The sequence below is a fragment of the Flavisolibacter nicotianae genome, from assembly GCF_003628535.1.
GTDB lineage: Bacteria > Bacteroidota > Bacteroidia > Chitinophagales > Chitinophagaceae > Flavisolibacter > Flavisolibacter nicotianae.
In genome coordinates, this window is sequence record NZ_RBCI01000003.1 from 376,092 (window position 1) to 390,693 (window position 14,602).

At 49.3% G+C, this 14,602-nt stretch carries 8 protein-coding genes; 6 read left to right on the top strand and 2 right to left on the bottom strand.

The features are described from left to right. Positions 1-73: 73 nt before the first annotated feature. Positions 74-448 carry a 50S ribosomal protein L7/L12 gene (gene rplL / locus D6024_RS10060; protein ID WP_121354467.1) on the top strand — a complete coding sequence of 125 codons (375 nt, stop codon included), beginning with the start codon at positions 74-76 and terminating at the stop codon, positions 446-448. A gap of 56 nt (positions 449-504) precedes the next feature. Here rplL and D6024_RS10065 read toward each other — a convergent pair whose 3' ends face one another. Further along, on the bottom strand, positions 505-1,458 hold the full coding sequence (locus D6024_RS10065) for an alpha/beta fold hydrolase (protein WP_121354468.1): 954 nt from the start codon (positions 1,456-1,458) through the stop codon (positions 505-507). Between the two features lie 51 nt (positions 1,459-1,509). After that, the gene (locus tag D6024_RS10070) at positions 1,510-2,448 is read right to left on the bottom strand and encodes a ComEA family DNA-binding protein (protein WP_121354469.1); all 939 of its coding nucleotides are present in this window, start codon (positions 2,446-2,448) and stop codon (positions 1,510-1,512) included. 241 nt (positions 2,449-2,689) lie between these two features. Between D6024_RS10070 and rpoB the strand changes: the two genes are divergently transcribed. The 5 genes from rpoB to D6024_RS10095 all read left to right on the top strand — a co-directional run bounded on the left by rpoB (position 2,690) and on the right by D6024_RS10095 (position 14,320). Continuing rightward, complete coding sequence (gene rpoB / locus D6024_RS10075; protein ID WP_121354470.1) at positions 2,690-6,493, top strand: DNA-directed RNA polymerase subunit beta; 3,804 nt, start codon at positions 2,690-2,692, stop codon at positions 6,491-6,493. A gap of 108 nt (positions 6,494-6,601) precedes the next feature. Then, positions 6,602-10,897, top strand: a complete 4,296-nt coding sequence (gene rpoC / locus D6024_RS10080) for a DNA-directed RNA polymerase subunit beta' (protein WP_121354471.1) — start codon at positions 6,602-6,604, stop codon at positions 10,895-10,897. A gap of 188 nt (positions 10,898-11,085) precedes the next feature. Further along, on the top strand, positions 11,086-11,679 hold the full coding sequence (locus tag D6024_RS10085; protein ID WP_121354472.1) for an OmpH family outer membrane protein: 594 nt from the start codon (positions 11,086-11,088) through the stop codon (positions 11,677-11,679). Positions 11,680-11,860: 181 nt separating this feature from the next. Then, a complete protein-coding gene (locus D6024_RS10090) occupies positions 11,861-13,321 on the top strand; it encodes an APC family permease (RefSeq protein ID WP_121354473.1) in 1,461 nt (486 codons plus the stop codon). A 9-nt stretch (positions 13,322-13,330) separates the two neighbouring features. Next, positions 13,331-14,320 (top strand): bifunctional heptose 7-phosphate kinase/heptose 1-phosphate adenyltransferase, encoded by a 990-nt coding sequence (locus D6024_RS10095; protein ID WP_121354474.1) that lies wholly within the window; start codon positions 13,331-13,333, stop codon positions 14,318-14,320. The last annotated feature ends 282 nt before the right edge of the window (positions 14,321-14,602 follow it).

Consider the following 14,602-nt stretch of genomic DNA (forward strand, 5'->3'; position numbering starts at 1 on the left):
GTTAATTAAGGCAAATTTTTTTAAACCATCCTCCGGAGTTTAAAACCATGAAGGGGGAAAAAATTTAATCAAAATGGCAGACGTTAAAAATCTTGCAGAACAATTAGTAGGCCTTACTGTAAAAGAAGTACAGGAACTGGCTGATTTCTTAAAATCAGAATACGGCATTGAGCCCGCTGCTGCAACTGTTGTAGCTGGTCCTGCTGCCGGTGGTGCTGCTCCTGCTGCTGAAGAAAAAACATCTTTCAATGTTATTCTGAAATCCGCAGGTGCTTCTAAACTGAACGTCGTGAAGATTGTAAAAGATCTGACTGGTTTGGGTCTGAAAGAAGCAAAAGACCTGGTAGACGGCGCTCCGAAGCCTGTAAAAGAAGGTGTTGATAAAGCTACCGCTGACGACATCGCGAACAAGCTGAAAGAAGCTGGTGCTGACGTTGAAATTGCTTAATTCAACTACTTCCGATAAAATCAAGAGCCCTGCATTTGCAGGGCTCTTCTGTTTTCTTACCGGCCAAGAAAATTGTTCAGCAAGGCAAAAAGGGCCTGCGGTTCTTCCACCTGTGGGTTATGGCCCGAGTGTTCAAACATCACAAAGCGGGCCTGCGGACAATAATCTTTGTACTTCACCATCATCCGCGGTACGGCCACACGGTCGTAGCGTCCGCCATAAATTAAAACCGGCATTGGCAGGTTTTTTAATTGCTGGCGAAAATCAAAATTGCCGATGTCGTTGCCTACAATAAAATCGCCATCCTTGCCCACCATTTGGTAGTAAAGTTTTGTATTCATTGCGTTGGGATAAGGCTTTGCGCCCCTGCTCCGGAAGTTGTCCGGGTTGTAGGCATACAGAAAGCCATAGGGCACCTGCCCGTAGATTTCCTGGTGCAATGCATCGCTTGAAACAGCGCCTTTCTCCCGGATGCGCGTCAGGCTGTCCCATACTTCCGGGTAGTTGGTTTTAATTTCATGGTTGCTGTTGTCGTCGTTTTCCTGCCACATCACAAACGAGTGAAACGTATTGGCCAGGACCAGGTGCTTAACATGTTGCGGATATTTCACGGCATAGCCCTGTGCGACTACACCGCCATACGAATGACCGAGAACATTGATTTTATCGAGATGCAGGGCCGTTCGCAAACCTTCAATGTCTTCGATGTCTCTTTCGATGGTATAGTCTTTCACGTTCTTTGCCGTATCGGATTTGCCTCTTCCAAAGGCATCAAAATAAATGAGCATATAGTGGCTGGCAAGGGTATCAAACCGGCGAAGTCCGACATGTGCGCCACCGGGTCCGCCGGAAATCAGGATCAGTGGGTCGCCTTTCCCAACGGTGACCACCCAAAGTCTGGCACCGTTCACGGTTATGTATTTCCCATCTGTCTGGCTGTCGGGATACGTGATTTGTGCTGAAGCGGCCAGTGCGAGAAAGCAAGTCAATAGAAAGAAAAGTTTTTTCATAAGGGGAAATTAGCAGCGGATGACCGGATGCTCAAAAGATTTTGCCTGGGACTACAATCCCAGGTAATGCGAAAGTTTCAGGAAGGTTGCCTCGTCGATCAACACGATATTTTTGAGTTCTTCCAAGGTTTTGAACCCACCATGCTGGTTTCTGTACTCAACGATCGCATTGGCTAAATTCCAGCGGATATAGGGATGTACTTTCAATTCGTCCTTTGTTGCTGTATTCAGGTTGATTTTCCGGATGCCCGCCTCGTCCACCTGCAGCCTGCCTTTGATTGTTTGAAACGTGCTGTCGGGCAATCCGTAGGTTTCGCCAATTTGATCGACTGAATAAAATCCACCCAGTTTTTCCCGGAACGAAATGATCCGTGCGGATAGCCGGCTTCCAATTCCCGGTAGGGCAATCAAAGCCGTTGTGTCGGCTTCGTTGATATTGATCACAATTGGCTTTCGCTCGCCCTGCTCTTTTTTAAAATTGCCGTTTTCATATTTCGGGTATTCCTTCCGCTGGACCGACGTGATCGTGATATAGTCTTTTACCCGTTCGTAGAACCCCTGCGGCATTCCCCAAATCTTTTGAAGGTCTTCCGGCCTGTAAAATCGGCCGCCTTTGCTGATATAATTGATGATGGTTTTGCTTGTTCTGTCGTTGAGCCCCATCCGCTGCCAATCCTGAAGTGAAATGGTGTTGGGATCGAATTCAAATAATTCGCCGGCCGTAAACCGTTTGTTGGAAGACGGTTCGTAGGAGAGCGAACGGGTGTTTTCTTCCCGCCGGTACAACGGCTTTTTCGCCTGCCGGTGCTGCAAGGTGTCGATCGCCATCACCAGGACACTGTCCTGCCGCAGGGCAAACGGTTGGTCGGTGGGAGCAAGAAAACGCGGAAGAAAAAGACTGCCAGCAATAACGGCAACGATAAAAATGGCAAAGATCCGGTCCTTCTTCGTAAAGGTAAAAAGGTCCTGCAGCCAGGTTTTGGTAGACATGGTAAAAAGTTACCATCTATTAAGAAAATACAAAAATATTTATGGCGCAATCTTTGTTGGCGATAAAAACTTGCTCGTGAACGATAAATAATTACTTTTGCTGTCCTTTAGTTTTGGCCAAAAACAATTTTGACGTCGCAAATTCTGAATTAAATTCCTCATTTTCAAGCGTTTATTTCGAAGAGAAATAGGGGCTTGGGAAGCTTTTGCTGCGTCAGAACTAAAAACCGGTTTGTAATATATGTCTACAACAACGAATCAAAGGATCAATTTCGGAAAAATTGGAAATCTTGCCGAAACCCCTGATCTTCTCGCGGTTCAGATCCAATCGTTCAAGGAATTCTTCCAGCTCGAAACCACTCCCGACAAACGAAATGTAGAAGGTTTGTTCCGTGTGTTCAAGGAAAATTTCCCCATCACCGACACCCGCAACATTTTCGTGCTGGAGTTTCTCGATTATTTTATTGATCCGCCCCGCTACACCATCGAAGAGTGTATGGAGCGTGGTCTTACGTATGCTGTTCCCCTGAAAGCAAAGCTTCGCCTGAGCTGTAACGACGAAGAGCATATCGACTTCCAGACTATCGTTCAGGACGTTTTCCTCGGAAACATTCCGTACATGACGCCCCGCGGTACCTTCGTGATCAACGGTGCGGAGCGTGTCGTAGTTTCCCAGTTGCATCGTTCGCCGGGTGTATTCTTCGGTCAGTCAATCCACCCCAACGGAACAAAGATCTACTCGGCAAGGGTGATCCCGTTCAAAGGTGCGTGGATGGAATTCGCGACCGACATCAACAACGTGATGTATGCCTACATCGACCGGAAGAAAAAGTTCCCTGTAACGACCCTTCTCCGTTCTATCGGGTATGAAACCGATAAAGACATCCTGGAACTGTTCGGCATGGCCGATGAAGTTCCCGGCAACAAAAAAGACCTTGAAAAATATGTTGGCCGTCGTTTGGCAGCCCGCGTTCTCCGTAGCTGGGTAGAAGACTTCGTGGATGAAGATACCGGTGAAGTGGTGTCGATCGAGCGGAATGAAGTTGTATTGGAGCGTGACAGCGTGCTGGACGAAGAGGCGATCGAAACCATCGCCGACATGGATATCAAATCCGTCTTTATCCAGAAAGAAGACGTCGGTGGTGACTATGCCATTATCTACAATACCTTAAATAAGGATACTTCTAACTCTGAACTGGAAGCGGTTCAGGTGATCTATCGCCAGTTGCGCGGTGCAGATGCGCCGGATAACGAAACGGCAAGAGGGATCATCGATAAATTGTTCTTCTCGGACAAGCGTTACGACCTCGGTGAAGTGGGTCGCTACAAGATCAACCGTAAGCTGGGTCTGAATGCAGAGAAAGAGCAGAAAACGCTGACCAAAGAAGACATCATTTTAATCATCAAATACCTGGTTCGCCTGACGAACGGTAAGGCGGAGATCGATGATATCGATCACCTGTCGAACCGCCGTGTTCGTACAGTGGGCGAGCAACTGTATGCGCAGTTCGGTGTGGGGCTGGCCCGTATGGCCCGTACCATCCGTGAAAGAATGAACGTTCGTGACAACGAGGTGTTCACGCCGGTTGATCTGATCAATGCAAGAACACTGTCGAGTGTGATCAATTCGTTCTTCGGTACATCACAATTGTCACAGTTCCTCGACCAGACAAACCCGCTTTCTGAGATCACGCACAAGCGTCGTATCTCCGCTCTCGGACCTGGTGGTCTGAGCCGCGAAAGAGCCGGTTTCGAGGTACGTGACGTACACTACTCGCACTACGGTCGTCTGTGTACGATTGAAACGCCGGAAGGACCAAACATTGGTCTGATCTCTACGCTTTGCGTACACGCTGCCATTAACGAAATGGGCTTTATTGAAACGCCTTACCGCAAAGTAAAAGACGGTAAAGTGGACATGAAGCAACTCACGTTCCTGAGTGCCGAAGAAGAAGACACGGCGAAGATTGCCCAGGCCAATACGCCTCTGGATGAGAAAGGCAATTTCGTTGAAGATAAAATTGTGAGCCGCGAAACAGGCGACTTCCCGATCCTTGGCAAAGAAGAAGTGGAATACATGGACGTAGCCCCGAACCAGATCGTTGGTTTGTCGGCCTCGCTGATTCCCTTCCTCGAGCATGATGATGCCAACCGTGCCCTGATGGGTTCGAACATGCAACGTCAGGCGGTGCCGCTGTTGCGTCCGGATGTACCGGTTGTTGGTACAGGCCTGGAAGGCAAGGCTGCCCGTGATGCCCGTATTCAAATTCATGCTGACGGTGAAGGCGTAGTTGAGTTCGTAGATGCCAACGAAATTCATGTTCGCTACAACCGTAACGACGAGCAGCGTTTGGTTTCTTTTGAAGATGACCTGGTGATCTACCGGTTGACCAAATTCATCAAAACCAACCAGGAAACGTCGATCAACCTGAAGCCTGCTGTGAAGAAAGGCCAGCGTGTGAAAGACGGTGATTTCTTAACCGAAGGTTACGCGACCAAAGACGGGGAACTGGCGCTTGGTAAAAACCTGAAAGTGGCCTTCATGCCGTGGAAAGGTTACAACTTCGAGGATGCCATCGTAATCTCTGAAAGAGTTGTCAAAGAAGATATGTTTACTTCCGTTCACATTTCCGAATATGAACTGGAAGTACGTGATACCAAATTGGGTGAAGAAGAGTTGACACCGGATATCCCGAACGTTTCGGAAGAAGCAACCCGCGACCTGGACGAGAACGGTATCATCCGTATCGGTGCCCAGATCAAGGAAGGCGATATCCTGATCGGTAAGATCACACCAAAAGGTGAGTCTGATCCGACACCGGAAGAAAAGCTCTTGCGTGCCATCTTCGGTGACAAAGCCGGTGATGCAAAAGACGCTTCGCTGAAAGCACCGAACGGTGTGGAAGGTGTGGTGATCAACAAGAAACTGTTCCAGCGTGCAAAGAAAGACAAGAACGCCAAGGTTCGTGAGAAAGCCGCTCTGGAAAAGCAGGAAAGAGACCACGAGAAGAAAGTGAGTGAGTTGATGGAAGTGTTGCTCGACAAACTGCAAACCCTGTTGAAGGAGAAAAACTCCGCAGGTGTGAGCAACAACTTTGGTGAAATACTGATCGGCAAAGGCGCCAAGTTCACGCAAAAGAATCTGGCAAGCATCGACTACCAGAACGTGAACCCCCTGGGCTGGACCGGTGATGCAAAAATTGATGAGCAGATCAACATTCTCCTGCACAACTACAGCATCAAGTACAACGAAGAACTGGGCCGTTACAAGCGGGAAAAATTCAACATCTCTATCGGTGACGAATTACCTGCCGGTGTGTTGAAGCTGGCCAAAGTTTACCTGGCTGTGAAGCGGAAGCTGAAGGTGGGTGATAAGATGGCCGGTCGCCACGGTAACAAAGGGATCGTTGCAAAGATCGTTCGTGCCGAAGACATGCCGTTCCTGGAAGACGGAACACCGGTTGATATCGTGCTGAACCCGCTGGGTGTACCGTCCCGTATGAACCTCGGACAGATCTATGAAACGGTTCTGGGTTGGGCCGGTATGCAACTGGGCGAGAAGTTTGCCACGCCAATCTTTGATGGTGCTTCAACAGAAGATATCGCGAAGTTCTGCGAGCAGGCCGGTATCCCGATGTTTGGTCACACCTACCTGTACGATGGTGAAACCGGCGATCGCTTCGACCAGAAAGCAACCGTGGGTGTTATCTACATCATCAAACTGCACCACATGGTGGATGATAAGATGCACGCAAGGAGCATCGGACCATACAGCTTGATCACACAGCAACCGTTGGGTGGTAAGGCGCAGTTCGGTGGTCAGCGTTTCGGTGAGATGGAGGTGTGGGCCCTGGAAGCTTACGGTGCATCCAACATCCTGCAGGAACTGTTAACCATCAAGTCGGATGACATCATCGGTCGTGCAAAAACATACGAAGCAATTGTGAAAGGTGACAACATTCCGCGTGCCGGCATTCCTGAATCATTCAACGTACTGGTTCATGAATTGAGAGGCCTTGGTCTGGACCTGAAATTCGATGAATAATTTGACGTGAGGCGTGAAACGACAAACGTGAGAAAAACTCCGTTGTTTCACGTCTCACTTCTCACGTTTCACTTTTCAAAAAACTCTTCAAATCAGAAATATTTAAACATGGCTTTTAATAAAAGAGACAATCGTCCAAGACCATCGTTTTCCAAGATTACGATTGGTCTGGCTTCACCCGACAGCATTTTGGAGAAAAGCTTCGGTGAGATCCTTAAGCCTGAAACCATCAACTATCGTACGTACAAGCCGGAAAGAGACGGTTTGTTCTGCGAGCGGATTTTTGGTCCTGTAAAAGATTACGAATGTGCCTGCGGTAAGTACAAGCGCATTCGTTACAAAGGCATTGTTTGCGACCGTTGCGGTGTGGAAGTAACTGAGAAGAAAGTGCGCCGCGAACGCATGGGACATATCAAACTGGTTGTACCCGTTGTACACATTTGGTATTTCAAATCCCTGCCGAATAAAATCGGTTACCTGCTCGGCATGAGTTCCAAGAAACTGGAAAGCATCGTGTACTATGAGCGTTTCGTGGTGATCCAACCCGGTCTGCGTGCCGACAAAGGACAAAACTTTGGCGACCTGCTGACAGAAGAAGAGTACCTCGACATCCTGGATGCTTTGCCAAAAGAAAACCAGTACCTGCCCGACGAAGATCCGAACAAGTTCATCGCCAAGATGGGTGCCGAAGCGGTTCATGATCTGCTGGCCCGTATTGACCTCGACCAGTTGTCGTACGACCTGCGCAATGCCGCTGCCACCGAAACGTCGCAACAGCGGAAAGCAGATGCCCTGAAGCGCCTGTCTGTTGTAGAAGCTTTCCGTGATGCACAAACGAGAATCAGCAACCGTCCCGAGTGGATGGTAATGCAATACATCCCTGTCATTCCGCCGGAACTGCGTCCGCTGGTTCCGCTGGATGGTGGCCGTTTTGCCTCTTCTGACCTGAACGATTTGTATCGTCGTGTGATCATCCGTAACAACCGCCTGAAGCGTTTGCTGGAGATCAAAGCACCGGAGGTGATCCTGCGTAACGAAAAGCGTATGCTGCAGGAAGCCGTTGATAGCTTGTTTGATAACTCTCGTAAATCAAACGCAGTTAAAGCTGAAGGTGGCCGTGCGTTGAAGTCGTTGTCTGATGTACTGAAAGGTAAACAAGGCCGTTTCCGTCAGAACCTGCTCGGTAAGCGTGTGGACTATTCCGGTCGTTCGGTGATCGTGGTAGGTCCTGAACTGAAGCTTTACGAGTGCGGTCTGCCGAAAGACATGGCGGCGGAATTGTTCAAGCCGTTTATCATTCGCAAACTCATTGAAAGAGGTATCGTCAAAACAGTGAAGTCTGCCCGTAAACTGGTCGACAAAAAAGAAGCTGTGGTTTGGGATATCCTTGAAAATATTCTGAAAGGTCACCCGGTGATGCTGAACCGTGCCCCAACGCTGCACCGTTTGTCTATCCAGGCCTTCCAGCCCAAATTAGTAGAAGGTAAAGCCATCCAGTTGCACCCGCTCGTAACGTCTGCGTTCAACGCCGACTTCGACGGTGACCAAATGGCCGTGCACGTGCCCCTGAGCAACGCGGCGATCCTGGAAGCGCAATTGCTGATGCTGGCTTCACACAACATCCTGAACCCGCAGAACGGTACGCCCATCACCCTGCCTTCACAGGACATGGTACTGGGACTGTACTACATCTCGAAAGGGAAAAAATCAACTGCTGACGTAAAGGTTCGTGGCGAAGGAAAAGCCTTCTACAGCACCGAAGAGGTGATCATCGCCTACAACGAAAACCGCATTGATCTGCATGCGCACATCAAGGTGAAAACAAACGTTCGGAACGATGACGGCACGCTTACCAACAAGTTGCTTGATACAACCGTTGGCCGTGTCATCTTCAACCAGTTTGTACCCAAAGAAGTGGGTTTTGTCAACGCCTTGTTGACGAAGAAAAACCTGCGGGAAATCATTGGTGATATCATCAATATCACGAACATTCCAAAGACGGCGAAGTTCCTTGATGATATCAAGCAGCTTGGTTTCCGCATGGCCTTCCGTGGTGGTTTGTCCTTCTCTATCAATGACCTGATCATTCCTGAAATCAAGCAGGAACTGGTGGAAAACGCCAAAGGTGAAGTTGAGGAAGTGTGGGAGAACTACAACATGGGTCTGATCACGAACAACGAACGGTACAACCAGATCGTTGACATCTGGTCACGTGTGGATACGCGGATTACCGAGACGTTGATCCGTGACCTGGCAACTGATAAACAAGGTTTCAACTCCGTGTTCATGATGCTTGACTCAGGCGCCCGTGGTTCCAAACAGCAGATTAAGCAGCTGGCCGGTATCAGGGGTCTGATGGCCAAGCCGCGGAAGTCCGGTTCAACTGGTTCGGAAATCATCGAAAACCCGATCCTTTCCAACTTCAAAGGCGGATTGAACGTATTGGATTACTTTATCTCTACCCACGGTGCCCGGAAAGGTCTGGCCGATACCGCCCTTAAAACAGCGGATGCCGGTTACCTTACCCGTCGTCTGGTAGACGTTGCACAAGACGTTGTGATTACAGAAGAAGATTGCGGAACCCTGCGTGGTATCGCCACTTCTGCCCTGAAAGATAACGAAGACATCATCGAGCCGCTGGCCGACCGTATTGAAGGCCGTACCTCGTTGCACGATGTGTACGATCCGCAATCGGAAGAACTGCTGATTGCTGCCGGTGAAGAAATCACCGAAACCATTGCCAAGCGCATCGAAGATGCCGGCATTGAAACCGTTGAGATCCGCTCCGTACTGACCTGCGAAAGCAAGCGTGGTACCTGTGTGAAGTGTTATGGTAAAAACCTGGCAACCGGTTACATGGCGCAGAAAGGTGATGCCGTTGGTATCATCGCAGCCCAGTCAATCGGTGAGCCTGGTACCCAGCTGACCCTGCGTACCTTCCACGTGGGTGGTGTGGCTGGTTCTGCAGCTGTAGAATCAACACTGGTTGCGAAATTCGACGGTACGATCCAGTTCGACGGTGTTCGTTCTGTACCTTCTACCAACAACGAAGGCGATCAGGTTCAAATCGTGATCGGTCGTACAGGTGAAGTACGGATCATGGACCAGAAGAACGACCGTTTGCTGATCACCAACAACATTCCTTACGGTTCTACCCTGCAGGTGAAGGATGGCCAGCAGATCAAGAAAGGCGATGTGATTTGCACATGGGATCCGTTCAACAACGTGATCATCGCAGAGATCAACGGTACACTGAAGTTTGAGAATGTCCTGGAAGGTATCACGTTCCGTGAAGAAGCTGACGAACAAACCGGTCACCGCGAGAAAGTGGTTATCGAAACCCGCGATAAAACAAAGATCCCGTCCATCATCGTTGAAGGAAAAGACCGCAAGTCCTACAACATGCCAACCGGTAGCCACATCGTCGTTGATGAAGGCGAAGAAGTGAGAGCCGGCCAGGTGCTCGTGAAAATTCCACGTGTGCTGGGCAAGTTGCGTGACATCACGGGTGGTCTGCCACGTGTAACCGAATTGTTCGAAGCCCGTAACCCGTCGAACCCCGCGATCGTTTCTGAGATCGATGGTGTGGTGACAATGGGTGCAGTGAAGCGTGGTAACCGCGAGATCATCGTTGAAGCAAAAGATGGTGTAACCCGCAAATACCTGGTGCCGCTGACCCGCCAGATCCTGGCGCAGGACGGCGACTTTATTAAAGCCGGATCGGCCTTGTCTGACGGTCAGATCGCTCCTGGCGATATCCTTCAAATCCAGGGACCGTTCGCCGTACAGCAGTACGTCGTGAACGAGATCCAGGAAGTATACCGCTTACAGGGTGTGCGGATCAACGACAAGCACATCGAGGTAATCGTTCGCCAGATGATGCGCAAGGTGTCGATCGTTGACCCGGGTGATACGAAGTTCCTGGAAGAAGATCTGACCGATAAGTTTGAGTTCATCGACGAGAACGATCACATCTTCGACAAGAAGGTAGTGACCGAGCCTGGCGAAAGCACTCGCATGAGAGCAGGCCAGATCGTGACACTGCGTGAACTGCGGGAAGAGAATTCCATTCTTCGCCGGAACGACAAGAAGCTGGTGGAGTACCGCGATGCAAAACCGGCAACGTCACAACCGACCTTGCTGGGTATCACCAAAGCATCGTTGGGTGTACAAAGCTGGATCTCCGCCGCATCGTTCCAGGAAACAACCAAGGTCTTGTCTTCTGCCGCCATCCAGGGTAAGACAGACGACATGCTTGGCCTGAAAGAGAACGTGATCACCGGTCACCTGATCCCGGCCGGTACGGGTCTGCGTGATTTCGAAAACATGATCGTGGGTAGCAAGGAAGAATACGAATTGCTGCAAACAGCCCGCGAAGCCATGTCTTTCGATGACGAAGAGTAAATCCAATTCGCAATTTTGCAATCGGCAATAAGCAATTAAGGAGCAAGAAAATTCTTGCTCCTTTTTTTATTTGCAAATGGTCTATTTTCAAGGCTGGATTTGTTTTTCGTCTCACGTTTCACGTCTGACGTTTTAACACTTCAAAATGCACTGTTAACCCTATTTTCGTCCGATAAATCTTCCCCTGCATGAAGAATGCTTCACTCATTTTAAATCTTGTTTTATTGGTTGCTGTTGGTGTTCTTTTTTACTTGCATTTTGCTGGTAAAAAAGGAACCGAGACCCGTGTTGCTTCAACCAAGCACACCAACCCGGCGGCAAACGGTGATTGCAAGATTGCCTACTTCGATATGGACAGCATCAACAATTCGTTTGTGCTGATCAAAGACGTAAAAGCAGAATTGGGCAAGGAGGAAGAAAAGATCAATTCAACACTGACCAATCTGCAAAAATCCTACAACGACCGAATCACGCATTACCAGGGACAGTCGCAAACCATGTCGCAGGTGGAGAGTGAAAAAGCCAACCGCGACATCCTGCAGTTGCAGGACCGCATTCGCACCACCAAGCAGGAAATGGAACAAAAATACCAGGACCTCTACATGCGCAAAATGCAGGATGTAAAAGCCAAAGTGGAAGAGTACCTCAAAGAGTACAACAAGGACAAAGGCTATTCGTATATTCTTGCCTATGAGCCTGGCTTTATCTTTTACCGCGACAGTGCATTGAACATTACTTCCGATATCATCGCGGGACTGAACGAAAAGTATAAGAAAAAGTGAGACGTCAAACGCGAGACGTGAAACAGGAGAAATCAAACGATTTCTCCTGTTTTGCTTTTGGGACTCTGCAAGACCAAAGCAATAGAAAATCCGGTTGGTGATTGTGGACGGAAAGAAGCGTCTCATGTTTCACGTTTGACGTTTCACCTCCCACGCCGTATCTTCCAAAAAAATTCTTTGCATGCAGGAAGAGGTACTGACTCCACGAGAAGCAGTTCAGGAAGACAAAAGCTTCAAGCGTTCCCTTGGTTTAACTGACGCGACCATGATCGTTGCCGGCTCCATGATCGGCTCCGGAATTTTCATCGTCAGCGCCGATATGCTCAAAGACCTGGGCTCGGCCGGGTGGCTGATCGCGGCCTGGCTCATCACCGGTTTTATGACGCTGACGGCGGCACTGAGCTACGGCGAGTTGAGCGCCATGTTTCCTAAAGCCGGTGGTCAGTATGTGTACCTGCGTGAAGCCTACAATCCTTTCATTGGCTTCCTGTATGGCTGGAGTTTTTTTGCAGTGATTCAAACCGGCACTATTGCCGCCGTAGCCGTGGCTTTTGGAAAATTTCTCGGCTACCTCGTTCCGTCATTGGGCGATGGCAATATCCTGTTCGGTTCCGCGGATGGCTTCAAGGTCACCGCGGCACAAATGGTCGGCATCGTTCTGATTCTTTTTTTGACATACATCAATACTCGTGGCATTAAGAGTGGGAAGGTGATCCAGACAACGTTTACGTCAGCAAAACTCTTAGCACTTTTTGGACTCATTATTTTTGGCTTGCTGGCCGCCAAGGCTACTATCTGGAATGCCAACTGGCAGGATGCCTGGGAGATCAAGCAACACGCTTCACGAATGAAGCCGCCAGGTACGTCCAACACCTGGACTCCCCTCATTGGGTTTACGGCACTTGGGGCCATTGCATCTGCGATGGTGGGCAGCATCTTCAGCTCCGATGCCTGGAACAACGTGACCTTCATTGCCGGTGAAGTCAAAAACCCGCAACGCAACATTGGCTTGAGCCTGTTTTTGGGAACATTGATCGTGACGATCATTTACGTTTCTACAAACCTGATGTACCTCTCCGTATTGCCTGTTGAACAATTGGCCTTTGCCAAGGATAACCGCATTGCTTTATCTGTTTCAACCGAAATTTTTGGCGCTATCGGAACCACGATTCTTGCATTGCTGATCATGGTCTCGACGTTTGGCTGTAACAACGGTTTGATCCTGGCTGGTGCACGGGTGTATTACACGATGGCCAGGGATCGCCTGTTCTTTAAGCAAACCGGAACGCTGAACAAAAATGCCGTCCCTGAATATGCCTTGTGGATTCAATGTGCAATGGCCTGTGCGCTTTGCCTCAGCGGGCAGTATGGAAACCTTTTGGATATGGTTTCCTTTGTAGTGGTACTTTTTTATGTGCTGACCATTGCCGGTATCTTTATTCTCCGCAAAAAAAGTCCGGATGCAGAGCGTCCTTACAAAGCGTTTGGCTACCCGTTGTTGCCAGCCATCTACATTGTAATGGGAATTGCCTTTTGTGCGCTGCTCATCCTGTATCAGGGAGTTTATCCGTATTATGGTCTGGGTATTGTACTTCTTGGAATTCCAATATATTTCGTTGCTTTGGCCCGCAAAAAAGCATAGCAGGGAATTATGGAAAACTTCGGGCAATTGTTTCGGGATTTTGAATCGATCAAAGTGGGTGTGATTGGCGATGTCATGCTCGACACCTACATCTGGGGCGAAGTGGAACGGATCTCACCCGAAGCCCCTGTTCCTGTTGTTTCGCTCCACCACAAAGAACAACGACTGGGAGGGGCCGGAAACGTAGCCCTGAACCTGCAGTCGATGGGAGCGGAGGCTTTTGTTTTGTCGGTGACCGGTGCCGACGATGATGCCCGGTGCCTGATGAACCTGTATGCAGATCATGGCATCAATACGGCCTATTGTTTTGGAAGTGAAGACCGCGTGACCACTAACAAAACCCGCATCATCAGCCGCAACCAGCAAATGATGCGGCTGGATGCCGAGATCACCAGGGATCTTTCCCCGCTTGACCAAAAAACACTGCTTGAAAAATTCCGCCAATTTGCAGACGACGTAAAGCCCCAGGTGGTCGTGCTGGAAGATTACAACAAAGGCGTCCTTACCGAAGAAGTCATTGCAGGGGTGATTGCCATTTGCAAACAAGCCGGTATCCTCACCGCCGTCGATCCCAAACGCAAAAATTTTTTCAGTTATAAAGGCGTCGACATTTTCAAGCCCAATCTGAAAGAAGTGCGGGAAGCCCTGAACATGCTTTCTGTTGATGTCGAGCTTCATCACCTGGAACAAATTCACCGTGAATTGCAGGCGATTTTACAGCACCGGATTTCGCTGATCACCCTGTCGGAAAAAGGCGTTTTTTTCCAAAAAGACGAGGAAGCGGCCATCATTCCTTCGCACATCCGCAACATCGCCGATGTGTCAGGTGCCGGTGATACGGTGATCGCCGTTGCGGCTCTTGTGTATGCCGCCCGCAAAAATGTGCACCTGATGGCCGAACTGGCCAATATCGCAGGAGGGCTTGTGTGCGAAGAAGTCGGCACGGCAGCCATCAATCCGCAGAAATTGTTTCATGAATGCGAAATGCTGCTTTCGTAGTGATGCGTGGAGTTGCATTTTTGCTGCAGGCTTATAACAAACCGTTTCGATAGTAGGATCTGCCTTGGTTAGGGAATGAACAGGTGGTTTGTGCGGATCGAAAACGCAGGTGTTGCCTAATCCGGAACAATTGTGTTCCCTTAACGATAATTTACCATGGAAGGCTGAACGGGGCGAAGCTACGGCAGCCTATTTGCTATTCCTGAAAATAACAACCTATTCCGGTTTTGACTTCCGGTATACAACAGTTCGAATCTGTCCCTATTGAAGATGACGAGGCCC